General features: G+C 53.7%; 20 protein-coding genes. 10 read left to right on the top strand and 10 right to left on the bottom strand.

The window, feature by feature from the left end:
- Positions 1 to 212 precede the first annotated feature (212 nt).
- From hofC to nadC, 4 genes are all read right to left on the bottom strand, one after another.
- On the bottom strand, positions 213 to 1421 hold the full coding sequence (gene hofC / locus AAH450_RS12195; RefSeq protein WP_342910466.1) for a protein transport protein HofC: 1209 nt from the start codon (positions 1419 to 1421) through the stop codon (positions 213 to 215).
- On the bottom strand, positions 1418 to 2812 hold the full coding sequence (gene gspE / locus AAH450_RS12190; protein WP_342910822.1) for a type II secretion system protein GspE: 1395 nt from the start codon (positions 2810 to 2812) through the stop codon (positions 1418 to 1420). The genes hofC and gspE overlap by 4 nt, the downstream gene beginning before the upstream one ends.
- Positions 2812 to 3258, bottom strand: a complete 447-nt coding sequence (gene ppdD / locus AAH450_RS12185; protein ID WP_342910465.1) for a prepilin peptidase-dependent pilin — start codon at positions 3256 to 3258, stop codon at positions 2812 to 2814. The genes gspE and ppdD overlap by 1 nt, the downstream gene beginning before the upstream one ends.
- A 195-nt stretch (positions 3259 to 3453) precedes the next feature.
- Positions 3454 to 4344: a carboxylating nicotinate-nucleotide diphosphorylase gene (gene nadC, locus AAH450_RS12180; RefSeq protein WP_342910464.1), complete on the bottom strand. Its 891-nt coding sequence runs from the start codon at positions 4342 to 4344 to the stop codon at positions 3454 to 3456.
- A 378-nt stretch (positions 4345 to 4722) separates the two neighbouring features.
- Here nadC and ampD point away from each other — a divergent pair, with 378 nt between their 5' ends.
- A complete protein-coding gene (ampD, locus tag AAH450_RS12175; RefSeq protein ID WP_318788815.1) occupies positions 4723 to 5298 on the top strand; it encodes a 1,6-anhydro-N-acetylmuramyl-L-alanine amidase AmpD in 576 nt (191 codons plus the stop codon).
- On the top strand, positions 5295 to 6149 hold the full coding sequence (gene ampE, locus AAH450_RS12170) for a beta-lactamase regulator AmpE (protein ID WP_342910463.1): 855 nt from the start codon (positions 5295 to 5297) through the stop codon (positions 6147 to 6149). The genes ampD and ampE overlap by 4 nt, the downstream gene beginning before the upstream one ends.
- Here the strand turns inward: ampE and AAH450_RS12165 are convergent.
- From AAH450_RS12165 to aroP, 3 genes are all read right to left on the bottom strand, one after another.
- Complete coding sequence (locus tag AAH450_RS12165; RefSeq protein ID WP_342910462.1) at positions 6141 to 7100, bottom strand: glycoside hydrolase family 43 protein; 960 nt, start codon at positions 7098 to 7100, stop codon at positions 6141 to 6143. The two genes, ampE and AAH450_RS12165, sit on opposite strands and share 9 nt — an antisense overlap.
- Positions 7100 to 8506 (bottom strand): MFS transporter, encoded by a 1407-nt coding sequence (locus AAH450_RS12160; protein WP_342910461.1) that lies wholly within the window; start codon positions 8504 to 8506, stop codon positions 7100 to 7102. The genes AAH450_RS12165 and AAH450_RS12160 overlap by 1 nt, the downstream gene beginning before the upstream one ends.
- A gap of 423 nt (positions 8507 to 8929) precedes the next feature.
- Positions 8930 to 10285 carry an aromatic amino acid transporter AroP gene (aroP, locus tag AAH450_RS12155; RefSeq protein WP_342910460.1) on the bottom strand — a complete coding sequence of 452 codons (1356 nt, stop codon included), beginning with the start codon at positions 10283 to 10285 and terminating at the stop codon, positions 8930 to 8932.
- 504 nt (positions 10286 to 10789) lie between these two features.
- On the opposite strand from aroP, the gene pdhR reads away from it, so the two are divergent.
- The 8 genes from pdhR to yacL all read left to right on the top strand — a co-directional run bounded on the left by pdhR (position 10790) and on the right by yacL (position 23520).
- The gene (gene pdhR / locus AAH450_RS12150; RefSeq protein ID WP_318788931.1) at positions 10790 to 11554 is read left to right on the top strand and encodes a pyruvate dehydrogenase complex transcriptional repressor PdhR; all 765 of its coding nucleotides are present in this window, start codon (positions 10790 to 10792) and stop codon (positions 11552 to 11554) included.
- 144 nt (positions 11555 to 11698) lie between these two features.
- Entirely contained in the window at positions 11699 to 14362 is a 2664-nt protein-coding gene (aceE, locus tag AAH450_RS12145; RefSeq protein WP_342910459.1) for a pyruvate dehydrogenase (acetyl-transferring), homodimeric type, read from the top strand.
- 13 nt (positions 14363 to 14375) lie between these two features.
- A complete protein-coding gene (gene aceF / locus AAH450_RS12140) occupies positions 14376 to 16283 on the top strand; it encodes a pyruvate dehydrogenase complex dihydrolipoyllysine-residue acetyltransferase (RefSeq protein ID WP_342910458.1) in 1908 nt (635 codons plus the stop codon).
- Between the two features lie 183 nt (positions 16284 to 16466).
- On the top strand, positions 16467 to 17891 hold the full coding sequence (gene lpdA, locus AAH450_RS12135; protein ID WP_318788932.1) for a dihydrolipoyl dehydrogenase: 1425 nt from the start codon (positions 16467 to 16469) through the stop codon (positions 17889 to 17891).
- 922 nt (positions 17892 to 18813) lie between these two features.
- On the top strand, positions 18814 to 19077 hold the full coding sequence (locus AAH450_RS12130) for a type II toxin-antitoxin system HicA family toxin (protein WP_342910457.1): 264 nt from the start codon (positions 18814 to 18816) through the stop codon (positions 19075 to 19077).
- A complete protein-coding gene (locus AAH450_RS12125; protein WP_342910456.1) occupies positions 19074 to 19427 on the top strand; it encodes a type II toxin-antitoxin system HicB family antitoxin in 354 nt (117 codons plus the stop codon). Before AAH450_RS12130 ends, AAH450_RS12125 begins: the two co-directional genes overlap by 4 nt.
- Before the next feature lie 693 nt (positions 19428 to 20120).
- Positions 20121 to 22718 carry a bifunctional aconitate hydratase 2/2-methylisocitrate dehydratase gene (acnB, locus tag AAH450_RS12120; protein WP_342910455.1) on the top strand — a complete coding sequence of 866 codons (2598 nt, stop codon included), beginning with the start codon at positions 20121 to 20123 and terminating at the stop codon, positions 22716 to 22718.
- 439 nt (positions 22719 to 23157) lie between these two features.
- Entirely contained in the window at positions 23158 to 23520 is a 363-nt protein-coding gene (gene yacL / locus AAH450_RS12115; protein ID WP_306207913.1) for a protein YacL, read from the top strand.
- Positions 23521 to 23792: 272 nt separating this feature from the next.
- Here yacL and speD read toward each other — a convergent pair whose 3' ends face one another.
- The 3 genes from speD to AAH450_RS12100 all read right to left on the bottom strand — a co-directional run bounded on the left by speD (position 23793) and on the right by AAH450_RS12100 (position 25941).
- Positions 23793 to 24602, bottom strand: a complete 810-nt coding sequence (gene speD / locus AAH450_RS12110) for an adenosylmethionine decarboxylase (RefSeq protein ID WP_342910454.1) — start codon at positions 24600 to 24602, stop codon at positions 23793 to 23795.
- Positions 24603 to 24616: 14 nt separating this feature from the next.
- Positions 24617 to 25486 (bottom strand): polyamine aminopropyltransferase, encoded by an 870-nt coding sequence (gene speE / locus AAH450_RS12105; RefSeq protein ID WP_342910453.1) that lies wholly within the window; start codon positions 25484 to 25486, stop codon positions 24617 to 24619.
- 107 nt (positions 25487 to 25593) lie between these two features.
- Entirely contained in the window at positions 25594 to 25941 is a 348-nt protein-coding gene (locus AAH450_RS12100; protein WP_318788852.1) for a YacC family pilotin-like protein, read from the bottom strand.
- Between the last annotated feature and the right edge of the window lie 177 nt (positions 25942 to 26118).

Genomic DNA, 26118 nt, shown 5'->3' with positions numbered 1-26118 from the left:
AGATCGATAACCAAAGATTGGCCGGGCATGTAGGCAGTAATATTATCACCCATGCCTCAGAGCCATTAAAAATCATCTTTCGGCATCACCCGCATTAAAATTCATCGCTCCATTATCCGCCTGGAAAACCCCGGCCCATCACCCGGATTAAGCATCATCCCAGCGTATCACCCGCAATAAACATCATCCCGACGTATCATCCGGATTAAACATCATCCCAGCGTATCACCCAGATTGAAAATTGGCAGATACATGGCGATCACCAGCGCCCCCACCAGCAAGCCGGTAACCACCATCATTAGTGGTTCCAGCGCGGCTGCCAGGTTATCCGCCAGCTCCTGTGTCGTCTCCTCATGCAGGTTTCCCAGCCGGGTTAACATGCTGTCCAGCGAACCAGACTCTTCCCCCACTTTCAGCAACTGATAGCACAGAGCCGTAAAAAGGGTGTGCCGTTTCAGTGCCTGGTGCAGAGGATGGCCGCCAGCAATATGATGCTGAAGCTGCTGGATGGCTTCCCGCCACAGCAGATCTGCCAGCGTTCTCTCAACAGCTTGCAGGCTTTGCAACAGCGTCAGCCCGGCATGCTGCGTTAACGCCAGGGTCATAAAGATCTGGCTGAGCATCCCACCCTGATACAATCTGCCGATCAAAGGCAGCGCTAACAGCCAGCGTTGCAGGCGTTTCTGCCAGTGCGGCGACCGTCTGGTTTGCCATCGTAATACTATTCCGGATGCTGCAATCACCGTCAGTAACACCAGCCCGTATCGTTGCAGCAGGAGCGAGAGGGTAACAACGGCAGCGGTAAAAGCCGGAAGCGGCGCGTCAAAAGCGCTATAGACCGCCATAAACTCAGGCAGGACAAAGATCAGCATGCCGGTACTGACTACCAGTGCTAAGGCCAGAATAAACAGCGGATAACGCAGCGCCTTAGTGACCTTTTTCTGCAACAGATGTTGACGCTCCTGCTGACCCGCCAGCTGAAGGCAGCACTCATCAATGCGTCCGGTCATCTCCCCTACAGACATCAGAGCGGGATAGAGCGGAGGAAATACAGCGGGCCAGCGGGCCAGCGCTTCTGAAAACGGGACGCCTTCAGCAACATCGCTTTTAAGCTGACCCAGTAAGGCCTGCCAGCATACAATCGCATGATCCTCTGCAATCAGACTCAGGCTGGCAGAGAGTGTCATTCCGGCTTTAAGCAACGTCGCTAACTGGCGAAACAGCGTAATTTTATGCCGCAGTTGCCACTCACTGGCCCGTACCCGCCTGCCGGAAGAAAGCATCAGCGGTGTCAGCGCCCTGGCCAGCAATTTGTCCATCACCTCCTGTTGATCCTGACAAAAACAGGCGCCCCGATGCAGCTCTCCCTTGCTGGTCAACGCCTGCCAGCGAAACAAAAAGCGCTCGCTTTCTGAAATCATGCATTATCTCCTCCCACAACGCGGTTAAGCTCTTCCAGCGTGGTTTCGCCCCGGTTTACAGAGTGAAGACCTTCTACAAAAAGTGAGTTGCGTCCCTGCTGACGGGCGATATCAGTCAGATGTTCAGCACTGCTCTCAGCAGCGATGGCGTTTTGCAGACGGGCAGTGACTGGCAGCATTTCAAACAACGCCAGCCTGCCATAAAAGCCTGAATAGCAGCGTTCACAGCCCACCGCCTGCCAGTTCTGCACCGTGCCGGGCCAGATGGCTGATGGAAAATGGGCAACCGCCTCACCCGGCTTACGACAATGGGGGCAAAGTCGCCTGACCAGCCGCTGAGCGATAATCAATATCAGCGCGGAAGCCAGTAAATAGCCCGGAATGCCGATCTGCCCCATACGCGTCAGCGTTTCCGTCGTGGAGTTGGTATGCAGCGTCGATAAGACCAGATGCCCGGTCTGCGCAGCTTTGATGGCCGTTTCTGCCGTTTCCCTGTCGCGGATTTCGCCCAGCATAATGACATCCGGATCCTGACGAAGCAGGGCGCGCAGAACCCGGTTGAAATCCAGGCCAGCTTTGGCATGGATCTGGGTTTGATTGATCCCCGCCAGCGGAATTTCTATGGGATCTTCAACGCTGCACAGATTGCGCGCCGGGGAGTTCAGCGAGCTTAATCCGCTGTAGAGCGTAAACGTTTTGCCACTGCCCGTTGGGCCGGTTACCAGGATCAAACCCTGGGGACGGGCCAGCGCCTGACGATAGAGCTTCAGCGCGGCAGGGGGCATGCCCAGCTTTTCCAGCGCAACGGCATGAGGCTCGCTTTGCAGCAGGCGTATTACCGCTTTCTCGCCGTACTGTGTCGGCAGGGTGGAGAGGCGGAAAGAGGCGGATTTACCCTCAATCTCAGTGGTAAATTGTCCGTCCTGCGGTAAGCGGCGCTCGGTAATATCCAGGTTGGCCAGAATTTTCAGGCGGGCGAGCAGTGCCGCAGCATTATGATGTTCACTACCGGCAACGCTTTGCAGTACGCCATCAATACGAAACCGTACGCGCAGCGCATCCCGCTGTGGTTCAATATGGATATCGGAAGCGCGCCGCTGGATGGCAAGTTGCAGCAGAGTCTGGATCTTCTCCGGTGCGGTTTCCCCCGCTTCATATTCCGGCGTGCATTTATCAGCAGGCTCCTTAACCTGGCGAAACTGTTCCAGCTGCGCCTGCGGCCAACATTCAACCTCCAGCGTGCTCTGCGTGGCAAAGCGTAGCGCTTCAATCAGCGCATCGTCCGGCGTCTCTGCCATTGCAAGGTGGAGCTTTTCAGGCGTAAACGCCAGGATCACCGCCTGATGACGTAAACAGAGGGCCTCCACCGCCCGCTGAGTGGATGGCGGGATCACTCGGCCACCTCCGTTTCATCCTCAAAGCGAAAGACACTCTGGCAGGCTTCTTTCAGGCTGGCCTGCTTGCTGGTGCAGCTTCGCTGCCAGCTGATTTGCCCCTGCGCAGCATCCCAGGTTGGGTTCATCGCTACGCTTAGCCCGTTCAGGCTCTCCTGGCCGGTAAGGGTAATCACACCTGCGGAGACGCTAATGGCGCTGACATAGCGTGACCCTTTGCCCGCAGGGATACCGTTGCTGCCTTCGCTACAGCTGCCGCTTCCTCCCTGCTCAATGATGCAGAGGTCTACTGCCGTTTTATAGGGAATGGCGGTTTGCAACATATCGGTGAGGGCGGCTTTTTGCAGATAGCTCTGGTAGGCGGGCAGGCCAATGGCGCTCAGGATGGCGATGATGGCAATCACAATCATCAGTTCAATCAGGGTAAACCCTTGCTGCTTCATGCTAAACCTCCGTGTAGTTAAGAGGTTGGCAAGATAGCGTCAGCAGGAAAGCAGAACCATCGGCAAAGCAGGCAACGCCGTGGTGTGCCGAAAAGAATCAGCGGTTATTGCAGCTGGTGGCAGATATTTTGGAAGCGAATGCGCAGAACGCGCTAAAGCTTCACGCCATCACAAGAGGATGGCGTGAGGGGAGACCTATTTGAAACGCATCGACAGATCCAGAGCACGAACGTGCTTGGTCAGTGCGCCAACGGAGATATAGTCCACGCCGGTCTCTGCGAAGGTGCGAAGCGTCTCATCCGTAACATTGCCGGAGACTTCCAGCTGCGCACGCCCATTGGTTAGTTTTACCGCTTCACGCATCTGGTCAACGGTAAAGTTGTCGAGCATTACGATATCTGCGCCTGCATCCAGCGCCTGATTCAGCTCCTCCAGCGATTCCACCTCCACTTCAACCGGCACATCCGGATGCAGCCAGAACGCTTTTTCTATGGCGTCCCGAATTGAGCCGGTGGCGATAATGTGATTTTCTTTGATCAGGAAAGCATCGGAAAGCCCGAGGCGATGGTTTGCGCCACCGCCGCAGAGCACCGCATATTTCAGGGCGGTTCTCAGGCCAGGCAAGGTTTTTCGGGTATCCAGCAGCTGCGTGCGGGTGCCTTCCAGAATTGATACGTAACGACTCACTTCGGTCGCCACGCCGGAAAGCGTCTGGACAAAGTTCAGCGCGGTGCGTTCAGCCGTGAGGATCAAAGCCGAGGGGCCGGTAATTTCGAAGAGGATCTGATCGGCGATGATCTTATCGCCGTCAGCAACATGCCAGGTAATCTCGGTTTTATTGCCCAACTGAATAAACACTTCTTCTACCCAGCGCTTACCGCAAAAAATGCCCGCTTCACGCGTAATTACGCTGGCATGAGAGGTAGCCTCTGCTGGCAGCAGGCTGGCGGTGATATCTTTACAGGGGTCCACTTCGCCGCCCAGGTCTTCACGCAGGGCCTGAGCAACGCTTGGTGGAATATCATCCTCAATACGTTCCAGCAACGCCGTGCGGCGGCTGTCCGGATCGTAGCGGCGGGTCGTCATGATCGAACTCCGAAAAGTCGGGAAGAGAGTCCGCTCATGCTAGCCTTTTTAACGTCGGCTTGCCAGCCAGCGTGGGCCGTGGGGCGACAAATTAGCGCTGTGCGACTTTCCGCTGAATATGACTTCACCAAAAGGCGAGCCGCCTTTGGCCGCGGTCAGGGACAGCCACCCAAAAGCCTTGCTGGCTGGCGTTGCGGTTCAGCACGGCAACAGCCGGTAACAAGGCGGGTTGCCTGACAAAACGATTTACGGCGGAGTGCGAACCGGCTGCAAAAAAGTTTCTCTGTTTCAGCGCCGTTTTCAGGCGCACCAGAAGTTTGGTTTTCTGAAAATGATTCATGCTACTCTGATGATTACGTTATAAAAGGAGAGCAGGGCATGCAGCTGCAAGCGGGCTGGATTGCAGGAGTGAAGCGGGTTCCCTCGCCGCATTTCAATGAGCGTCCGGACAATGAAACGCCATCGTTGCTGGTTATTCACAACATCAGTTTACCGCCGGGCGAATTTGGCGGTCCGTGGATCGATGCGCTGTTTACCGGAAATCTTGATCCACAGGCTCATCCCTTTTTTGCCGAAATCGCGCATCTCCGGGTTTCTGCGCACTGCCTTATCCGCCGTGATGGCGAAATTATTCAGTATGTCCCTTTCCATCTTCGCGCCTGGCATGCCGGCGTTTCCACTTATCAGGGCCGTGAAGCCTGCAACGATTTTTCGATAGGCATTGAGTTGGAAGGCACAGATACGTTGCCTTATACCGACGAGCAATATCAGGCTTTGCAGGCCGTTACCCAGCTGCTGATATCACACTATCCACAAATGGCTGAGCATATTACCGGACACAGTGATATTGCCCCGGTCAGAAAAACCGACCCCGGTCCGGCTTTTGACTGGAACCGATTTCGGGGGGCGTCAGGCTTAACGCCGGATGCGTCAGTACAGGAGCCACAGGCATGACGCTTTTTAGTTTGTTATTAGTTCTGGGTTGGGAACGTCTTTTCAAGATGGGTGAGCACTGGCAGTTTGATCATCACCTTGCCGGGATATTTCGCCGTCGACATAAATACAGCCTGGTTCGCACCTTGATGATGACGCTGGCAGCAATGGCTGTGGTGCTGGCGTGCCTGCTGGCGTTAAAAGGGCTATTTTTTGGCGTGCTGCAACTGTTGTTCTGGATTGCGGTAGGTCTGCTCTGTATCGGCGCCGGTTCTGTTCGTCTGCACTATCATGCTTATCTTAAAGCAGCGAGCCGCAACGACCAGGATACCCATCAGGCGATGGCGGAAGAGCTGTCGCTGATCCACGGGCTGCCTGTTGAATGTGATGAGCGAGAGTATCTTTGCGCGCTGCAAAATGCGCTGTTGTGGATTAACTTCCGCTACTATCTGGCCCCGCTGTTCTGGTTTGTGGTCGGCGGCCCCTGGGGGCCGGTGCTGCTGGTGGGCTACGCTTTTCTGCGCGCCTGGCAATCCTGGCTGGCGCGCCACCACTCGCCACTGGAGCGCTCGCAGTCCGGCGTGGATGCCGTGCTGCATGTGGTTGACTGGCTGCCGGTGCGGCTGGTTGGTGTGGCCTATGCGCTGTTAGGGCATGGTGAGCGGGCGCTTCCAGCCTGGTTTGCCTCACTCACCGATCGTCACACTCCGCAGTACCAGGTGCTGACACGCCTTGCCCAGTTCTCTCTGGCCCGCGACCCGCATACCGACAAAGTTGAAACCCCTCGCGTGGCCGTGGCGCTGGCGAAGAAGGTTTCGCTGGTTATGGTCGTTGTGGTCGCGCTGTTGACGATCTACGGCACATTAGTCTGACACCGTATCGGCAGGAGGCGTGCCAAATTCCGGCATGCCTTCCGCGTTCCAGCTAAAGGTTTTGAGGCGCGTATGACGGTTAGGGTCGTACAGCGGATCGCCCTCAATCTCCGTGTAATTACGGGCATGATAGGCCAGCACATCTTCTCCCTGCTCCGTTACCGTAAAGCTGTTATGTCCGGGGCCAAACTGCCGATTTTCATAGCTGGTGGTGAAAAGGGGATGCGGGGATTTTTGCCAGTTGGCGTTATTCAGCGGATCGGCCTCTGCCGCAATCCACAATAAGCCCATGCAGTAGTTTTCATCGGTTGCGCTGGCAGAATAGCTGACGAACAGCCGCTCTCCGTGTCGAATCACCGCAGGCCCCTCATTGACGCTGAACCCTCTGCATTCCCACTCATATTCTGGCTTGCTGAGCATCACCGGCTGGCCTTTTATCGCCCAGGGTGACGCCAGTTCGGCCAGATAAAGATTGGAGTTGCCGGCAATGTGCGGATCTTTTTGCGCCCACAGATACCAGTTCTTACCCTGATGCACAAAATGGGTGGCATCCAGGGCAAAGCTGTCGATCGGCGTGACAATTTGCCCGCATTCGCGCCACTCCCCCCTCATCGGGTCGCTATCCGTGCAGGCCAGCGCGAACATCCGGTGCTGAAACAGCCCATCTTTAATCGCCCTGGTGGGCGCAGCGGCAAAGTAAATCACCCAGGTTCCGCCAATTTTGTGCAGCTCTGGCGCCCAGATAAGCTCGCTCATCGGCCCCTGTTCGGGCTTGCGCCAGACCACAACCGGTTGGGCGGAAGCCAGGCCATTAAGGGTATCCGCACTGCGGATCTCCAGCCGATCGTACTCCGGGACGGAAGCGATAAAGTAATATTGGCCGTTTTCACGCAGGATGAAGGGATCGGCGCGTTGCTCAATAAACGGGTTTTGCCACAGAGAAGTCGTCATTATGTATTCACCGGTTTAACAGCGGCTTTGCTGTCATGATAGTCATTAAGCTCCTGGAAGCTGGTACGGCGTTTTTCCAGATCCTGCTGGATTTGCCTCATCATCGCGCGGTCAACCTTCAGCAGGCGGACAACGCCAGCGGTAATCAGATATCCCACAGCAGGGATCACCGTAAACAGCAGCACGATGCCGTTGATGGCGCTCGGTGCCTGGGTTTTTGCACCTGCATCGTAACCATACCAGGAGAGCAGGAAGCCAACCATAGCACCCGCTACCGCCAGGCCTACCTTCAGGAAAAACAGGTTACCGGAGAAACTGATGCCGGTGATGCGCTTGCCGGTTTTCCATTCGCCATAGTCATCCACATCGGCCATCAATGACCAGTGCAGCGGCGAAGGGATTTGGTGCAGGATATTAAGGAAGAAGTACATCACCACTACCAGCACGGTAGCCTGCGGGTCAAGGAAGTAAAATCCGCCGGAGAAGATCGCCAGTGCAATATTGGTCCAGAAAAAGACTTTGAGTTTGCACCAGCGGTCGGTAAGCACTTTGGCCAGCGTGCTGCCTATCATCATGCCAATCACGCCAAGGCTGATAAACAGGGTCGCAAAGTGGGTAGACTGGCCCATCACCCAGGTAACGTAATACATGGTCGCCGCCATGCGGATAAAGCCCGGACAAACATTGCAAAAGGTCAGCAGCAGGATACGTACCCACTGATCGTTTTTCCACACGTCGCGTAAATCCGCCTTCATGTCATCGTTGCTTGGCACGGCGGGCCGGATACGTTCACGCACTGTCGCAAAGCAGAACAGGAACATACAGAGGCCAATAAGAGCCAGTACGCTCATCGCCATCTGATAACCGCGCGCTTTGTTCTCGCCGCCGAACCACTCTGCCAGCGGCAGCAGCGAAAGGGAGAGAATTAACGTGGCAATGCCGACCATAACAAAGCGATAGGACTGACAGGAGACGCGCTCACCAGGATCGTTAGTGATCACGCCGCCCAGCGAGCAGTAAGGGATATTGATGGCGGTATAGGTCAGCGACATCAGAAAATAAGTCACAAAGGCATAGATAACTTTGCTGTTATAAGTCCAGTCGGGCGTGGTAAACATCAGTACGCTGAATACCACATAAGGCAGGGAGATCCACAACAGCCATGGACGAAAACGTCCCCACCGGCTCTGCGTCCGGTCGGCAATCGCACCCATAATGGGGTCGGTAACCGCATCCAGTACCCGCACCGAAAGCAGCAGCACGCCAACCAGCGCAGGCGCCAGGCCAAAGACATCTGTGTAGAAATAATTAAGGAACAGCATGATCGCCCCGCCAATCATGTTGCAGCCTGCATCGCCCATGCCGTACCCAATCTTTTCTCTTACTGTCAGCGCCGCGCTCTTCATGGATTTTTCTCTCACTGGAATCATGAAGTGCATTATTAATGGCTTAGGCCCGCTTTGCGCTGGCAGAAAGCGTCGCAGAGATGGACAAATCGCCTGTGGGTTGAAAAGTGTGAGTAGGATAACACTTAAGTCTTTCCGCTCACTCAGGTAAAGGCATTAGTAAGGGCGGCTGGAGAATAAGGCAGGTAATAAAGTAATAAGCAGGGATCAAGAGGAGGAAGCAAGGAGCGTGAAAGGTGAAAGGTGAAAGGTGGAAGGTGGAAGGTGGAAGGTGAAAGGTAAAAGGTAAAAGGTAAAAGGTGAAAGGTAAAAGGTAAAAGGTAAAAGGTGAAGCGGCAGCGGAAAGCCAGGCGAGGGTGAAGGTGCGGGAGTAGGAGTGGGGCGAGCAAATCAGCAAGAGGGCACCGGAGTGCCCTCTGAGCATTATGCTTTTTGCGTGCGGGACTTAATCATATAGCCCACGCCCAGAATGGCTATCCAGACCGGAATTAACCAGACGGAAATCGCCATGCCCGGCGTCATTGCCATAATCACCAGAATACCCGCCAGGAACAGCAGGCAGATCCAGTTACCCAGCGGATAGAGCAGCGCTTTAAAGCGCGTTTCCACGCCCTGCTGATCTTTCTTACGGCGGAATTTCAGGTGCGCCAGGCTGATCATAGCCCAGTTGATCACCAGTGCAGAGACCACCAGCGCCATCAGCAGGCCAAAGGCTTCGCCCGGCATCAGGTAGTTGATTAATACGCAGAGCGCGGTAGCGGTAGCAGAAACGGCAATGGCCGTCACCGGCACGCCGCGCGCATCGACTTTCAACAAGGCTTTCGGGCCATTGCCCTGTTGCGCCAGGCCAAACAGCATACGGCTGTTGCAGTAAACGCAGCTGTTATAAACCGAGAGTGCCGCCGTCAGGATCACCACGTTCAGCGCATTCGCGACCAGGCTGTCGCCGAGATCGTGGAAAATCATCACGAACGGGCTGGCGCCACCAATCACTTTGGTCCACGGATAGAGCGAAAGCAGCACGGTCAGTGAGCCGATATAGAAAATCAGGATGCGGTACAGCACCTGGTTTGTCGCTTTGGGAATGCTCTTTTCCGGGTTATCTGCTTCTGCTGCGGTAATTCCCACCAGCTCCAGACCGCCAAAGGAGAACATAATGACCGCCATCGCCATCACCAGCCCGGAAATGCCGTTAGGGAAGAAGCCGCCCCGGTCCCAGAGGTTAGAGACTTTCGCATCCGGGCCTGCATGGCCACCAAACAGCAGCCAGCAGCCGAACAGGATCATGCCCACTACGGCAGCCACTTTAATGATCGAGAACCAGAACTCCATCTCACCGTAGACTTTCACGTTAGTCAGGTTGATGGCGTTAATCAGCACAAAGAATACCGCTGCGGAAACCCAGGTGGGGATCTCGGGATACCAGTACTGAATATATTTGCCCACGGCGGTGAGTTCAGCCATCGCTACCAGCACATAGAGGATCCAGTAGTTCCAGCCGGAGGCAAAACCAGCAAAATTGCCCCAGTATTTATAGGCAAAGTGGCTGAACGATCCCGCTACCGGCTCTTCCACCACCATCTCGCCGAGCTGACGCATAATCAGAAAGGCAATGAAGCCGCCGATGGCGTAGCCCAGCAGCACCGACGGGCCGGCCATACGAATAGTATCGGCAATGCCCAGAAACAGGCCGGTGCCCACGGCACCGCCCAACGCGATAAGCTGAATATGGCGGTTTTTTAGCCCCCGTTTCAGCGTCTCGCCCTGAAGTTGTTCCATAGTAAACCTCATGATGTCGTTATTATTCTCAACGAAAGCGCGCCTTCGTAAGTCAGTTCTTCCAGGTAACGTATTGAAAAATTTACAGTGCCAGAGGCACGAAAAAGAGGTTCAGGCTACCTTCGCGACAAGAATAGTGATAAGCGCCCTCTAATGCACTCGCTTTCTCTTTTTGTGCGGGAGAGTGCTTAAAAAAAAGGCGCTCAGTGAGATGAGCTGTTTTGTTACCCAGGCATCAACCAGGGCATAGTTTTCTCTTATGGTAAGCCGTTTTATTGGGCACTAAGCGTCTGCGGGATTTAAGAAAAGTTAAAAAATTTAACATTTAAGCAGGGCGGTTTTTTCGGCATTTGAGGCGGGGTAAACCTTTATAGCAAAACGAGACCAGTCTCCTGTTTCACCAGCTTGCCATATGGACATGAGGTGAATACTTTGTTACTTTACGGGCACCTTTTTGCAATTGGTATTACCAATTTACTCATGCAACTGGCAGAAGAAGGGATGATGGCCTACAGCAAAATCCGCCAACCAAAGCTATCCGATGCTATCGAGCAGCAGCTCGAGTCCCTGATTATGGAAGGGACCCTGCGTCCGGGTGAAAAGCTGCTCCCAGAACGCGAGCTGGCTAAACAGTTCGATGTCTCCCGTCCTTCTCTGCGTGAAGCTATCCAGCGTCTGGAAGCCAAAGGTTTACTGTTACGCCGTCAGGGCGGTGGGACTTTTGTGCAAACCAGCCTGTGGCAAAGCCTGAGCGATCCGCTGGTGGAGCTGCTGGCGGGGCACCCGGAATCGCAGTTTGATCTGCTGGAAACCCGCCATGCGCTGGAGGGGATAGCGGCCTACTACGCCGCGCTGCGTGGGACAGATGAAGATTTACAACGCATTCGCCACTGCCATATTCAGATCCAGACGGCGCAGGAGAGCGGCGATCTCGATGCCGAAGCGGGGGCGGTAATGCAGTATCAGATCGCTGTCACAGAGGCCGCGCATAATGTGGTACTGCTGCATCTGCTACGCAGTATGGGGCCTATGCTGGAACAGAACGTCCGACAGAATTTTGAATTGCTCTACTCGCGCCGGGAAATGCTGGCAAAAGTGAGCGGTCATCGCGCCAGTATTTTTGAGGCGATTGTGGCACGTGAGCCGGAACAGGCCCGCGAAGCCTCACACCGTCACCTGGCGTTTATCGAAGAAATATTGCTGGACAGAAGTCGCGAGCAGAGTCGCCGAGAGCGCTCCTTACGACGATTACAGCAACGTAAGGACTAACGCGTATCCATAACGCGGAACTGTGCCTTGTCGCAGGCAAGGCATAAACGACGAGCCTGTCTCAGTGTGCTTTACTTCAGGGTGAGCATAACGAGACAGGCTCCAGACTATTCAACGTATTAGACACAGATAAGGAATACCCCCATGTCAGAACGTTTACACAATGACGTGGATCCGATCGAAACTCGCGACTGGCTACAGGCGATCGAATCGGTCATCCGTGAAGAAGGTGTTGAGCGCGCGCAGTTCCTGATCGACCAGGTCATGAATGAAGCACGCAAAGGTGGCGTAAAAGTGGCGGCAGGCGTGAGCGCCCGCAACTACGTCAACTCTATTGCCGTTGAAGACGAGCCGGACTATCCGGGCAATACTTCTTTAGAGCGTCGTATCCGTTCCGCTATCCGCTGGAACGCCATCATGACCGTTCTGCGTGCATCGAAGAAAGATCTGGAGCTGGGTGGCCACATGTCCTCCTTCCAGTCTTCTGCCACCATCTATGAAGTGTGCTTTAACCACTTCTTCCGTGCGCGTAGCGAAAAAGATGGCGGCGATCTGGTTTACTTCCAGGGCCACATCTCTCCGGGCGTCTACGCTCGTGCCTTCCTTGAAGGCCGTCTGACCGAAGAGCAGATGAACAATTTCCGTCAGGAAGTGCACGGTAAAGGCCTCTCGTCTTACCCGCACCCTAAACTGATGCCTGATTTCTGGCAGTTCCCGACCGTCTCTATGGGTCTGGGGCCAATCGGCGCGATCTATCAGGCGAAATTCCTGAAATACCTTGAGCACCGCGGCCTGAAAGATACTTCCCAGCAGACCGTTTACGCCTTCCTGGGCGACGGTGAAATGGATGAGCCAGAATCGAAAGGGGCGATCACCATCGCCACCCGTGAGAAGCTGGATAACCTGGTGTTCATCATCAACTGTAACCTGCAACGCCTGGATGGCCCTGTCACCGGTAACGGCAAAATCATCAACGAACTGGACGGCATCTTTGCTGGCGCCGGTTGGGAAGTGATTAAAGTTATCTGGGGCGGACGTTGGGATGAGCTGCTGCGCAAAGATACCAGCGGCAAGCTGGTTCAGCTGATGAACGAAACTGTTGACGGCGACTACCAGACCTTTAAATCCCGCGATGGCGCGTACGTGCGCGAGCACTTCTTCGGTAAATACCCGGAAACCGCAGCGCTGGTCAAAGATATGTCTGACGATGAGATCTGGTCACTGAACCGTGGCGGTCACGATCCGAAGAAAGTCTATGCGGCACTGAAAAAAGCGCAGGATACCAAAGGGAAACCTGTGGTCATTCTGGCCCACACCATCAAAGGTTATGGTATGGGTGAATCCGCGGAAGGCAAAAACATCGCGCACCAGGTCAAGAAAATGAACATGGATGGCGTGCGCTATATCCGCGATCGTTTCAACGTGCCGGTTGACGATGCCAGCATCGAAACACTGCCGTACGTTACTTTTGACAAAGAGTCTGAAGAGTACAAATACCTGCACGGTCAGCGTGAGAAGCTGGGTGGCTACCTGCCAACTCGCCAGCCAAACTTCAGCGAGAAGCTTTCGTTGCCGGCGCTGGAAGATTTCCGTCAGCTGCTGGATGAGCAGAACAAAGAGATCTCTACCACTATCGCCTTTGTGCGCGCCCTGAACGTGATGCTGAAAAACCCGTCGATCAAAGATCGTCTGGTGCCGATCATCGCCGATGAAGCGCGTACCTTTGGTATGGAAGGTCTGTTCCGTCAGATTGGTATTTACAGCCCGAACGGTCAGCAGTACACCCCGCAGGACCGCGAGCAGGTTGCTTACTACAAAGAAGATGAGAAAGGGCAGATCCTACAGGAAGGGATCAACGAACTGGGCGCAGGCGCATCCTGGCTGGCGGCGGCAACGTCTTACAGCACCAATAACCTGCCGATGATCCCGTTCTACATCTACTATTCAATGTTTGGTTTCCAGCGTATCGGCGACCTGTGCTGGGCAGCCGGCGACCAGCAGGCCCGCGGCTTCCTGGTGGGCGGTACCTCCGGTCGTACTACCCTGAACGGTGAAGGGTTACAGCACGAAGATGGTCATAGCCACATTCAGTCTCTGACTATCCCGAACTGTATCTCTTACGATCCGGCTTATGCTTACGAAGTGGCAGTCATCATGCATGACGGCCTGGTGCGTATGTACGGCGAAGCGCAGGAAAATATTTACTACTACATCACCACGCTGAACGAAAACTACCACATGCCTGCGATGCCGCAGGGTGCGGAAGAGGGTATCCGTAAAGGTATTTACAAGCTGGATACGCTTGAAGGCAGCAAGGGCAAAGTGCAGCTGCTGGGTTCCGGCTCTATTCTGCGTCACGTGCGTGAAGCGGCTGAGATCCTGTCGAAAGATTATGGTGTAGGTTCTGACGTCTACAGCGTGACCTCCTTCACTGAGCTGGCGCGTGATGGTCAGGATTGTGAGCGCTGGAACATGCTGCATCCAACGGAAGAGCCGCGCGTGCCTTACGTCGCTCAGATCATGAACGATGCACCTGCCGTTGCGTCAACCGACTATATGAAACTGTTCGCCGAGCAGATCCGTACCTTCATGCCAGCCAGCGACTATCGCGTACTGGGCACCGATGGTTTCGGACGTTCTGACAGCCGCGAAAACCTGCGTCACCACTTCGAAGTGGATGCATCTTACGTGGTGGTAGCGGCTCTGGGTGAACTGGCTAAACGCGGTGAAATTGATAAAAAAGTGGTGGCGGAAGCAATCGCTAAATTCGATATCGATGCCGATAAAGTCAACCCGCGTCTGGCATAAGAGGTAAAGATTAATGGCTATCGAAATTAACGTACCGGATATCGGTGCAGACGAAGTTGAAGTCACCGAGATTATGGTCAAGGTGGGCGACAAGGTAGAAGCAGAGCAGTCGCTGATCACCGTAGAGGGCGATAAAGCCTCTATGGAAGTGCCTTCTCCGCAGGCTGGCGTGGTGAAAGAGATCAAAATCAGCACCGGTGACAAAGTTGAAACCGGCAAACTGATTATGATCTTCGAAGCTGCTGAGGATGCAGCCGAAGCTGCACCGGCTAAAGCTGAAGAGAAAAAAGAAGCCGCCGCACCGGCTAAAGCTGAAGAGAAACCAGAATCCGCTGCCGCGTCAGAAAGCAAAGATGTGAACGTGCCGGATATTGGTTCTGACGAAGTTGAAGTCACTGAGATCATGGTCAAGGTGGGCGACAAGGTAGAAGCAGAGCAGTCGCTGATTACCGTTGAAGGCGACAAGGCCTCAATGGAAGTGCCTGCACCTTTCGCGGGTATTGTGAAAGAGATTAAGATCAGCACCGGCGACAAAGTCAGCACCGGTTCCATGATCATGGTCTTTGAAGCGGAAGGCGCAGCGCCAGCCGAAGCGCCTAAACCTGCGATGAAAGAAGAAGCAGCAGCGACACCAACGGCGACCAGCGGCGTAAAAGACGTTGAAGTGCCTGATATCGGTGGCGATGAAGTTGAAGTCACTGAAGTGATGGTCAAAGTGGGCGATAAAGTGGCTGCCGAACAGTCGCTGATCACCGTTGAAGGTGACAAAGCCTCAATGGAAGTGCCTGCGCCGTTCGCGGGAACCGTGAAAGAGATTAAAATCAGCACCGGCGACAAAGTCAGCACCGGTTCTCTGATCATGGTCTTTGAAGTGGAGGGTGCAGCACCCGCCGCCGCGCCTGCCGCGAAACAGGAAGAAGCTGCCCCGGCTAAACAGGCCGAAGCCGCTCCAACTCCTGCGAAAGCGGAAGCTAAAGCTGAGTTCGCAGAGAACGACGCTTACGTGCATGCAACGCCGGTTGTTCGTCGTCTGGCGCGTGAGTTCGGCGTCAATCTGGCGAAGGTTAAAGGCACCGGTCGTAAAGGCCGTATTCTGAAAGAAGACGTCCAGTCTTACGTGAAGGATGCGGTTAAGCGTGCCGAATCTGCTCCAGCGGCTGCTGCCGGTGGCGGAATACCTGGCATGCTGCCGTGGCCGAAGGTCGACTTCAGCAAGTTCGGTGAGATTGAAGAAGTCGAACTGGGCCGCATTCAGAAGATTTCTGGTGCCAACCTGAGCCGTAACTGGATCGTGATCCCTCACGTTACCCAGCACGACAAGGCTGACATTACCGAAGTGGAAAACTTCCGTAAGCAGCAGAATGAAGAAGCTGCGAAGAAGAAGCTGGATCTGAAGATCACCCCACTGGTGTTCATCATGAAGGCGGCTGCCAAAGCGCTGGAAGAGTTCCCACGCTTCAACAGCTCGCTCTCAGAAGATGGCCAGAAGCTGACGCTGAAAAAATATATCAACATCGGCGTGGCGGTTGATACGCCAAACGGCCTGGTGGTTCCGGTCTTTAAAGATGTGAACCGTAAAGGCATCGTTGAGCTGTCAAATGAGCTGTCGGTGATCTCCAAAAAAGCGCGTGACGGCAAGCTGACCGCCAGTGATATGCAGGGCGGCTGCTTCACCATCTCCAGCCTTGGCGGCATTGGTGGTACTTCGTTTACCCCAATCGTCAACGCGCCGGAAGTGGCGATCCTCGGCGTCTCTAAGTCGTCGATGGAACCGGTCTGGAACGGTAAAGAGTTCGTTCCTCGCCTGATGTTGCCTCTGTCACTCTCCTTCGATCACCGTGTGATCGACGGCGCGGCAGGCGCTCGCTTTGCGGCCTATATCGCCACTATCATGGCTGATATCCGCCGTCTGGTGATGTAAGAAGTCTTAAGGCCGGCTTTTGCCGGCCTTCTCATAGCCGACTTTCGATTTGTTGAGTCGACAAGGTAGTTGAAAACGTTTCTTATCAAGCGGTTTGCAGTTCATTAACAATTCTGTAAACTCTTGCGGTGAATACGTACCGGTGGATGAATGAATATCCCAGCGGTTAACTAAGAGGTCATGATGAGTACAGAAATTAAAACTCAGGTCGTGGTACTTGGGGCAGGTCCTGCGGGCTACTCCGCAGCCTTCCGCGCAGCCGATTTAGGTCTGGAGACCGTCATTGTTGAGCGTTTCAGCACCCTGGGTGGGGTTTGTCTGAACGTGGGTTGTATCCCTTCCAAAGCGCTGCTGCACGTCGCGAAAGTGATTGAAGAAGCCAAAGCGCTGGAAGAGCACGGTATCGTGTTTGGTAAGCCACAAACCGATATCAACAAAATTCGTTCCTGGAAAGAGAAAGTCATTAACCAGCTGACCGGCGGTCTCTCTGGTATGGCGAAAGGCCGCAAAGTTAAAGTGGTCACTGGTCTGGGTAAATTTACCGGCGCTAACACGCTGGTGGTTGAAGGCGAGAATGGTGCCACCACCATCAACTTCGACAACGCCATTATTGCTGCCGGCTCCCGTCCGATTCAGCTGCCGTTTATTCCTCATGAAGATCCTCGCGTGTGGGACTCTACCGCCGCGCTGGAGCTGAAAGAGGTGCCTGAGCGCCTGCTGGTAATGGGCGGAGGCATTATCGGTCTGGAAATGGCAACCGTCTATCACGCGCTGGGTTCACAGATTGACGTGGTTGAAATGTTTGATCAGGTTATTCCTGCTGCCGACAAAGACGTGGTGAAAGTCTTCACCAAGCGCATTGCTAAGCAGTTCAACCTGATGCTGGAAACTAAAGTTACCGCCGTTGAAGCTAAAGACGATGGCATTTACGTTTCGATGGAAGGCAAGAAAGCACCAGCAGAAGCGCAGCGTTATGACGCGGTGCTGGTAGCGATTGGTCGTGTGCCAAACGGTAAAGGTCTGGATGCGGGCAAAGCTGGCGTGGAAGTGGACGACCGTGGTTTTATCCGCGTCGACAAGCAGATGCGTACCAATGTGCCGCACATCTATGCGATTGGTGACATTGTTGGTCAGCCGATGCTGGCCCACAAAGGCGTGCATGAAGGCCACGTAGCGGCTGAAGTAATTTCCGGTAAGAAGCACTACTTCGACCCGAAAGTTATCCCATCCATTGCCTACACTGAGCCAGAAGTTGCCTGGGTCGGTCTGACCGAGAAAGAAGCGAAAGAGAAAGGGATCAGCTATGAGACCTCGACCTTCCCGTGGGCGGCTTCAGGCCGTGCTATCGCTTCCGATTGTGCAGACGGCATGACCAAGCTGATTTTCGACAAAGAGACGCACCGTGTTATCGGTGGTGCGGTTGTCGGCACCAACGGCGGTGAGCTGCTGGGTGAAATCGGTCTGGCTATTGAGATGGGTTGCGATGCTGAAGATATCGCGCTGACCATCCACGCTCACCCGACGCTGCATGAGTCTGTGGGTCTGGCTGCCGAGATTTTCGAAGGTAGCATCACCGACCTGCCAAACCCGAAAGCGAAGAAGAAGTAAGTCGCCTGGGGAGTCTACGGCTGCATAGTTAATCTGTTAAGTTAGCCTGGCAGCCGTATCAGAATCCGGAAACGTTCCTCGTTTCCGGATTTTTTTATGTCTGCTTTTTAACGCGCGAATCCTGCCTTAACTCTGTTTTAAATCTCCCGCCGACAAAACCAGTGATGCGCTGGACATTGCTAAAAAACCACAGCGCAAAGTTTAATAAGCGTCTGATGCCGCCAGGGTAGGAAGATGAGTCCACGCTGCCGATTAAATAAGAATCCGACACCTTCTCTGTTTTTGATTTTGTTATGGGAAATACCGCTGCCCTGTTTTGCATCAAATCAGGGAGGTCAGACAGGGTTTAATTTAAGGGCTTCACGTGGTAGATTTTAAAGGTGCTTAAAATATGATTTTAATCAACACGTTAAATTTAGAGTGTTCCCCGCATGCGCGGGGATAAACCGAGGAAACCTAAAACCCTCTACGAGGTACTGACCGTGTTCCCCGCATACGCGAGGATAAACCGCCTATGCATCAGGCCAGTCTTCTGCAACATCTGTGTTCCCCGCATGCGCGGGGATAAACCGGATTTTATCGAACGAATCGTCGGCTCGGTGATGTGTTCCCCGCATACGCGGGGATAAACCGCGATTCCGCAATGTTTTCCACCGCCCCGCGAAGTGTTCCCCGCATGCGGGGATAAACCGTAGCCCACAGGTTACAGCGTCCTTCTTCGCGTGTTCCCCGTATGCACGGGGAAATCAGATCACCAGCTCTTCAAAAAGAGCAGAGGCCTGCCATTCCATGCCTGTTTAGATGAAAATTCTCGCCCTTATGCTCTTAAGCACACCGTCTTAACTATGCTCAAGAGTTGACTCACTCCTGCGTGAATAACATAATAGCTTCATCATATGAAGCCATGGAAAGGCTGTAAACTATGAAGCAACTAAGGAAAAAACATCAGAGCACATTAGAGAAAATTTTCGATGTACCTGTGCCCGCTAATATTAAATGGTCGGATATCGAATCACTGATCCGGGCTTTGGGCGGGGAAATCAGTGAAGGGAAAGGCTCCCGGTGTCGTTTCATTCTTAACGGAAGTATTGCTAAATTTCATCGACCACATCCTTTACCCGATACGGATAAGGGTGCGGTTATCAGCCTTCGTGAATGGTTAGAAAGTACAGGAATAAAGCCATGAGCACAGTCAATCCAAAATACAAAGTCGCGGGGCAGCCAGCAGTGATAAGCTTTGTGCCAGAGCTTAATGCGTTTCGCGGGAAATTTTTAGGTCTGAGCGGCTACTGTGATTTTGTTGCCGATAGTGTTGAAGGTTTAATTAAAGAAGGGGAACTCTCGTTACATGAGTATCTTGAAGACTGCCGTGAAGCAGGAATAGATCCTTATGCCCGGAAAGAAAAAATTAAAACACTTACGCTGCGTTATAATGAATCTCTTGCTGAGAAGCTTACCAGGGCTGCTGCTGAAGATAATAAGTCATTGAATACCTTTATTATTGAAACGCTTGAAGAACGCGTGGGCCATGCCTGACGTATACTGTTTTATCGGCAGCAAATCTCATGGAAGCGAGGTTTTTTTACTTTGTCTTAAATTAACTTCGTACTGTTGTTTAGATTGACGCCTTGAGAAGGGAAGAGAGGTGGCGCTGGCAACACCATTTTTTCATGGTTTGGCTGGCGTTCATGGATCGGAAGCCCGCTCTGCTGGGTTCCCCGCACATGCGGGAATAAACCGCGTGGACCTTGGTTCGACCGTGCTTTCCTGAGGGTTCCCCGCACATGCGGAGATAAACCGTTTTATCACCGTACTGGCATGAGCGGCAGCAAGTGCTCCCGTATACCTTTCTCTTACCGCCAAAAAATTTCATTCTGTTCAGCGATCTATTCCTGCTTGTTATGCATCACAGATAAATAAGCCCTGTTAAATCCTGGCCTGAACTGACCTGCGGCCAGCTAAACCAGCGCGCTGTCTGCCAGCCCGCCTCCCTCATTTTCTGACTCTCGCTCTGCTCAACTCTCCTGCTGCCAGCGAGAATAAACCGGCAGGAAAGGATAGTCATTTAATGTTGTATTTTTGTAAACAGATTAACAAACACCCTAAATCCTGCTATTCTGCCCTCCGCGAAACCGGGCACCTCAACCTGGACATGAAAAGGGAAGGTTGTTCTCCATAAGTGAGCAAGGTGGTCGGAAAGCCCTACATAATGAGAGCGAGGAGAACGTCGTGCTAGAAGAATACCGTAAGCACGTTGCCGAGCGTGCAGCCGATGGGATCGTACCTAAGCCTTTAGATGCTTCCCAAATGGCCGCGCTGGTTGAACTGCTAAAAAATCCACCTGCGGGTGAAGAAGAATTTCTGATCGATCTTTTGGTCAACCGTGTCCCACCCGGCGTCGATGAAGCGGCGTATGTTAAAGCGGGTTTCCTGGCCGCTGTTGCCAAAGGCGAAGCAACCTCTCCTCTGGTTACGCCGGAAAAAGCTGTAGAACTGCTGGGCACCATGCAGGGCGGCTACAACATTCATCCCCTGATCGATGCGCTTGATAATGAGAAGCTGGCCCCTATCGCGGCAAAAGCGCTTTCTCATACGCTGCTGATGTTCGACAACTTCTACGATGTTGAAGAAAAAGCCAAAGCCGGTAACCCGCACGCTCAGCAAATCCTGAAATCCTGGGCTGAAGCTGAATGGTATCTGTCACGTCCCGAGCTGGCAGAGAAAATCACCGTTACCGTCTTTAAAGTCACTGGCGAAACCAACACCGACGACCTCTCTCCGGCTCCGGATGCCTGGTCACGTCCTGATATTCCGCTGCACGCGCTGGCGATGCTCAAGAATGCCCGTGAAGGCATTGAGCCAGACGAGGCGGGCAACGTAGGCCCCATCAAACAGATTGAAGCGCTGAAGACAAAAGGTTTCCCTCTGGCTTACGTGGGCGACGTGGTAGGAACAGGCTCTTCCCGTAAATCTGCCACCAACTCGGTGCTGTGGTTTATGGGCGACGACATCCCTCATGTGCCGAATAAAAAAGGCGGCGGCGTGGTGCTGGGCAGCAACATTGCTCCTATCTTCTTCAATACTATGGAAGATGCAGGCGCACTGCCGATTGAAGTGGATGTGGCAAACCTGAACATGGGCGATGTCATCGACATCTATCCCTACAAAGGTGAAGTGAAGAACCATGAAACCGGCGAAGTGCTGGCAACGTTCTCACTGAAAACCGAAGTATTGCTGGATGAAGTTCGCGCAGGTGGCCGTATCCCACTGATCATCGGTCGTGGCCTGACCACCAAAGCCCGTGAAGCTTTGGGACTGCCAGAGAGCAAGGTGTTCCGCATAGCGAAAGACGTGGCGCCAAGTACCCGTGGCTTCTCGCTGGCACAGAAAATGGTTGGCCGTGCCTGCGGTACCGAAGGGGTTCGTCCTGGTGCCTACTGCGAGCCGAAAATGACCTCTGTTGGCTCTCAGGACACCACCGGCCCAATGACCCGTGATGAACTGAAAGACCTGGCGTGTCTGGGCTTCTCTGCGGATCTGGTGATGCAGTCCTTCTGCCACACCGCGGCCTATCCTAAGCCTGTGGATGTTTCCACGCACCACACGCTGCCAGACTTCATTATGAACCGTGGCGGCGTTTCGCTGCGTCCTGGCGATGGCATTATCCACAGCTGGCTGAACCGTATGCTGCTGCCGGATACCGTTGGCACCGGCGGCGATTCCCACACCCGTTTCCCTATCGGCATCTCTTTCCCGGCAGGTTCCGGTCTGGTGGCCTTTGCGGCTGCTACCGGCGTAATGCCGCTGGATATGCCAGAGTCAGTGCTGGTGCGCTTCAAAGGGAAAATGGAGCCAGGGATCACTCTGCGCGACCTGGTTCACGCCATCCCGCTCTACGCTATCAAACAGGGTCTGCTGACCGTTGAGAAGAAAGGTAAGAAAAACATCTTCTCTGGCCGCATTCTGGAGATTGAAGGGCTGCCGGATCTGAAAGTGGAGCAGGCGTTTGAGCTTTCCGATGCCTCTGCCGAGCGTTCTGCTGCCGGTTGTACCATCAAGCTGGGTCAGGCACCGATTATCGAGTACCTCAACTCCAACATCGTGCTGCTGAAGTGGATGATTTCCGAAGGCTACGGCGACCGTCGTACGCTGGAGCGTCGTATCCAGGGCATGGAAAAATGGCTGGCTGCACCAACGCTGCTGGAAGGGGATGCGGATGCAGAGTATGCGGCAGTGATCGAGATCGATCTGGCGGAAATCAAAGAGCCAATTCTTTGCGCACCAAACGATCCTGACGATGCCCGTCTGCTCTCTGATGTGCAGGGCGAGAAGATTGATGAAGTCTTTATCGGCTCGTGCATGACCAATATCGGCCACTTCCGTGCGGCCGGTAAGCTGCTGGACAGCCATAAAGGTCAGCTGCCGACGCGTCTTTGGGTGGCTCCGCCAACCAAGATGGATGCCGCGCAGCTGACGGAAGAGGGCTACTACAGCGTCTTCGGTAAGAGTGGGGCGCGTATTGAGATCCCTGGCTGTTCATTGTGTATGGGTAACCAGGCACGCGTGGCAGATGGTGCGACGGTGGTCTCCACCTCAACCCGTAACTTCCCGAACCGTCTCGGTACGGGAGCTAACGTCTACCTGGCCTCAGCCGAGCTGGCTGCCGTCTCTTCGCTGTTAGGCAAGCTGCCGACCCCGGACGAGTATCAGCAGTTTATGTTACAGGTTGATAAGACGGCGGTAGATACCTATCGCTATCTGAACTTCGATCAGCTGTCGCAGTATACGGACAAAGCTGACGGCGTGATCTTCCAGACCGCCGTGTAACAGAGAAGGGAGGTCGCTGACCTCCCTTTTTTTCGCCTGTCAGACCAACATCTCCTGTAGAAAGACGAGATCTGACTCCTTCTCCCGCATCCCGATACGCTGATAATGCGCCTCCGCTGCTGATAACTGTGCACAGCAGTTGGCGAACTTTTCCTGTCTTTCCCGTCCACTAAACGGCCCTGACAACGATCCTTTCGCACTGAACCGCTGATGGTGCACTACACGCCTGCCCGCAGCGTTACCCTGACCAGATGCGGCAAATCCGCAGATTCTACTTCCTCTGCCTGAAAAACGTGCCACTGTGAGAAACGGCCTGAAATCGCTGTTTTTCGCCGGTCAGACTGCGATAATGCGGGACATCCCCCATTAAAAGCGCACAATGCGCGGAAAATGCACACTATCAGTGCAGGAAAAGTCAGGCAGGCAAGAGGACAGCAGCATGGAATATGAATTTTTACGCGACCTTACCGGCGGTGTGAAGGTGCGCATGTCGATGGGACATGAAGCCGTCGGCCATTGGTTTAATGAAGAAGTGGAAGGCAACCTGGCTTTGCTGGATGAGGTAGAGGCCGCTGTAAAAGAGGTAAAAGGCAGCGAACGGCAATGGCAGCGCATCGGCCATGAATATACGCTGTGGCTGGATGAGGAAGAGGTCATCGTCCGTGCCAACCTGCTCAGCGTGGAAGGCGACGAGATGGAGGAGGGAATGAACTACTACGACGAAGAGAGCCTCTGCTTTTGCGGCGTGGAGGATTTCCTGGCGGTGATCGCCGCTTACCGGGCGTTTTTGCAGGGGCGTTAAAACAGAGAGCAGATATCCGCTTGAACCAGGGGGTATCATCCGGCGTGGCGTAACCTTTGCTCAGTTTGCCTGCATGGTGATTGCAGCTGAAAATCAGAGGGCAGAACCCCCTCGCGTCAGAAGGGAAGCTGGTCAGGCTGGCAGTAAAGATGCAGATCCAGCGCAGCCATGGCCCGGCCGCAAGCACCACGGACATCGCCTTTGTCAGCTCTGACTCCTGAAGCAAAAAAAACGGGCGGCCTCAGGCCACCCGCTTCTCGGGCTTATCACCCTTACTGCGTTTTTAATCCTACAGCCGGAATGTTACGGCCGTAATAAATCTCGCGCATCTCTTTCCACAGCAAATCGGTAATACGCTTGTGCTCCTGCGGGCTAAGCTCTTCTGGTCGGGTGTTGAACAGGTAGTGTTTCAAATCGAACTCTTTCAGTAACATCTTGGTATGGAACATATTTTCCTGATAGACGTTGACGTCCAGCATGTCATACATCGCTTTCATATCTTCAGACATGAAGTTCTGGATCGAATTGATCTGATGATCGATGTAGTGCTTCACGCCATTAATGTCGCGCGTAAAACCACGCACGCGATAGTCGATGGTAACAATGTCAGATTCAAGCTGGTGTATTAAATAGTTCAACGCCTTAAGGGGAGAGATAACGCCACAGGTCGAGACTTCAATATCGGCGCGGAAGGTGCAGAGTCCGCCTTCCGGATGGCTTTCCGGATAGGTATGTACGCAGATATGGCTCTTATCCAGATGCGCAACCACCGAGTTTGGCAGCGGGCCAGGATGCTCCGAGTTATCGATATCTTTCGGATCAACAGGCTCTTCGCTGACCAGGATGGTGACGCTGGCACCCTGCGGCTCGTAATCCTGGCGTGCGATATTCAGGACGTTTGCCCCGATAATCGAACAGGTCTCGCTCAGGATCTCCGTCAGGCGGTTAGCATTATATTGCTCATCAATATAGGCAATGTATCCGTCACGCTCTGCATCTGTGTTGGCGTAGCAGATATCGTAGATACAAAAACTCAGGCTTTTTGTCAGGTTGTTGAAGCCATGTAGTTTAAGCTTTTGCAATTTCGTTCACCCCCTTAAACGCCCGGCTGGTCAGCCAGCGCATTCAACAAATATTGCGGCAGGGCAAAGCTGCCAGTGTGGATAGCCGGATTATAATAGCGGCAGGTCAGGTTTGCCGCGTCGAAACGCGACTTCAGCGTAGCCGTATCAAGCTGGCGCAGCGCCGGGTTGTTGCTGGCCCAGGCGAAGGTCATGATGCCACCATAATAGGTCGGGATCGCGGCCTGATAAAAGCTGACGTCGCTGAAATAGTGGCTCAGTTTACGATGGCTGTTAACAGCTTCGTCCTGTTGCAGGAAACTGACGCCATTCTGCGCCACGAAGATGCCATTTTCATTAAGGCAGCGGCGGCAGCCCTGATAAAATTCAGAGGTAAACAGGCTCTCGCCCGGACCAATCGGGTCGGTACAGTCAGAGATAATCACATCAAACTTTTCACGGCAACTGCTGACAAAGTTCACGCCATCCTCAATCACCAGCCTGAAGCGGGGATCGTCATAAGCGCCTGCACTGTGGTTCGGCAGATACTGCTGGCAGAAGGTCACCACGCCCGCGTCGATTTCCACCATGGTGATCTGCTCTATCCCCTTATGGCGGCTCACTTCACGCAGCATGGCGCCATCGCCGCCGCCAATAATTAGCACACGCCTGGCGTTACCGTGCGCAAACAGCGGCACGTGCGTCATCATTTCGTGATAGATAAACTCATCGCGCTCGGTGGTCTGGACCACGCCGTCCAGTGCCATAACGCGGCCTAAAGCGGCACTTTCAAAGATAATCAGATCCTGGTGGCCGGTTTGCTCACGGTACAGAACCTTATCAACAGAAAAATATTGTCCAAATCCGGTATGAAGGGTTTCATACCACATCTCTTTATCGGCCAAGGGGAATTCTCCTTATCGCTGCCACAAAAAATGGGCGCAATATAGTAGCTAACTCTGACCGTGGTTGCACGGTCAAATTATCAACAGTTGGGGATGAAAAAGGGGGATTACTTCACGTAGGCGAGCAGGCTGAGTGAATCACGTGCCAGAGATTTACATTTAGTGTCGTTAGGCACGGCAATACCGCTGAGGTCACGATAACTCTCTTCACCCAGCGCCTTCATATTAAAGCTGCTGTAATTCGCCAAATCCCAACGATTCTGCTGAGCAAAAAAGACCAGCGCGCGGCGGATCTGGCCATCCGGCAGCTCCTGATAACCACAGTCATTTTTCAGGTAGACAAAGACCGCCGTCAAATCCGCCAAATCTTCAGCTTCTGACTCACTTAGTGCGAAACTTGTCGACGAGAAGCCAAAGAGACTCAGTAACAACAGAGCCTTGATGCTCTTCTTCATAATTGATCTCAATCGATTGTAATAAGAGTGACGTTAGCACAGTTATTCGCAGGGTTCAGACAATTTTGCGGCAATAAACGCCGGATAGGGTCATTTTATCTGCTGGCGAACGGCAATGCTTGACCTTCCCGGTGGGGAAGGGTTTATGCTTCCCGCTAAGAATTTCCTGCTAAGTCT

Origin of the sequence: Erwinia magellanica (genome assembly GCF_039023495.1) — a bacterium.
In the GTDB taxonomy this organism is placed as follows: Bacteria; Pseudomonadota; Gammaproteobacteria; order Enterobacterales; family Enterobacteriaceae; genus Erwinia.
The sequence above is the reverse complement of the archived record's forward strand: the minus strand, read 5'-3'. Positions and strand labels throughout refer to the sequence as shown.

Excerpts from the sequence above, each read along its gene's own strand:
- hofC (WP_342910466.1), bottom strand. The coding sequence starts at position 1,421 with ATGATTTCAGAAAGCGAGCGCTTTTTGTTTCGCTGGCAGGCGTTGACC.
- ppdD (WP_342910465.1), bottom strand. The coding sequence starts at position 3,258 with ATGAAGCAGCAAGGGTTTACCCTGATTGAACTGATGATTGTGATTGCC.
- nadC (WP_342910464.1), bottom strand. The coding sequence starts at position 4,344 with ATGACGACCCGCCGCTACGATCCGGACAGCCGCCGCACGGCGTTGCTG.
- ampD (WP_318788815.1), top strand. The coding sequence starts at position 4,723 with ATGCAGCTGCAAGCGGGCTGGATTGCAGGAGTGAAGCGGGTTCCCTCG.
- ampE (WP_342910463.1), top strand. The coding sequence starts at position 5,295 with ATGACGCTTTTTAGTTTGTTATTAGTTCTGGGTTGGGAACGTCTTTTC.
- AAH450_RS12165 (WP_342910462.1), bottom strand. The coding sequence starts at position 7,100 with ATGACGACTTCTCTGTGGCAAAACCCGTTTATTGAGCAACGCGCCGAT.
- AAH450_RS12160 (WP_342910461.1), bottom strand. The coding sequence starts at position 8,506 with ATGAAGAGCGCGGCGCTGACAGTAAGAGAAAAGATTGGGTACGGCATG.
- aroP (WP_342910460.1), bottom strand. The coding sequence starts at position 10,285 with ATGGAACAACTTCAGGGCGAGACGCTGAAACGGGGGCTAAAAAACCGC.
- pdhR (WP_318788931.1), top strand. The coding sequence starts at position 10,790 with ATGGCCTACAGCAAAATCCGCCAACCAAAGCTATCCGATGCTATCGAG.
- aceE (WP_342910459.1), top strand. The coding sequence starts at position 11,699 with ATGTCAGAACGTTTACACAATGACGTGGATCCGATCGAAACTCGCGAC.
- aceF (WP_342910458.1), top strand. The coding sequence starts at position 14,376 with ATGGCTATCGAAATTAACGTACCGGATATCGGTGCAGACGAAGTTGAA.
- lpdA (WP_318788932.1), top strand. The coding sequence starts at position 16,467 with ATGAGTACAGAAATTAAAACTCAGGTCGTGGTACTTGGGGCAGGTCCT.
- AAH450_RS12130 (WP_342910457.1), top strand. The coding sequence starts at position 18,814 with ATGAAGCAACTAAGGAAAAAACATCAGAGCACATTAGAGAAAATTTTC.
- AAH450_RS12125 (WP_342910456.1), top strand. The coding sequence starts at position 19,074 with ATGAGCACAGTCAATCCAAAATACAAAGTCGCGGGGCAGCCAGCAGTG.
- yacL (WP_306207913.1), top strand. The coding sequence starts at position 23,158 with ATGGAATATGAATTTTTACGCGACCTTACCGGCGGTGTGAAGGTGCGC.
- AAH450_RS12100 (WP_318788852.1), bottom strand. The coding sequence starts at position 25,941 with ATGAAGAAGAGCATCAAGGCTCTGTTGTTACTGAGTCTCTTTGGCTTC.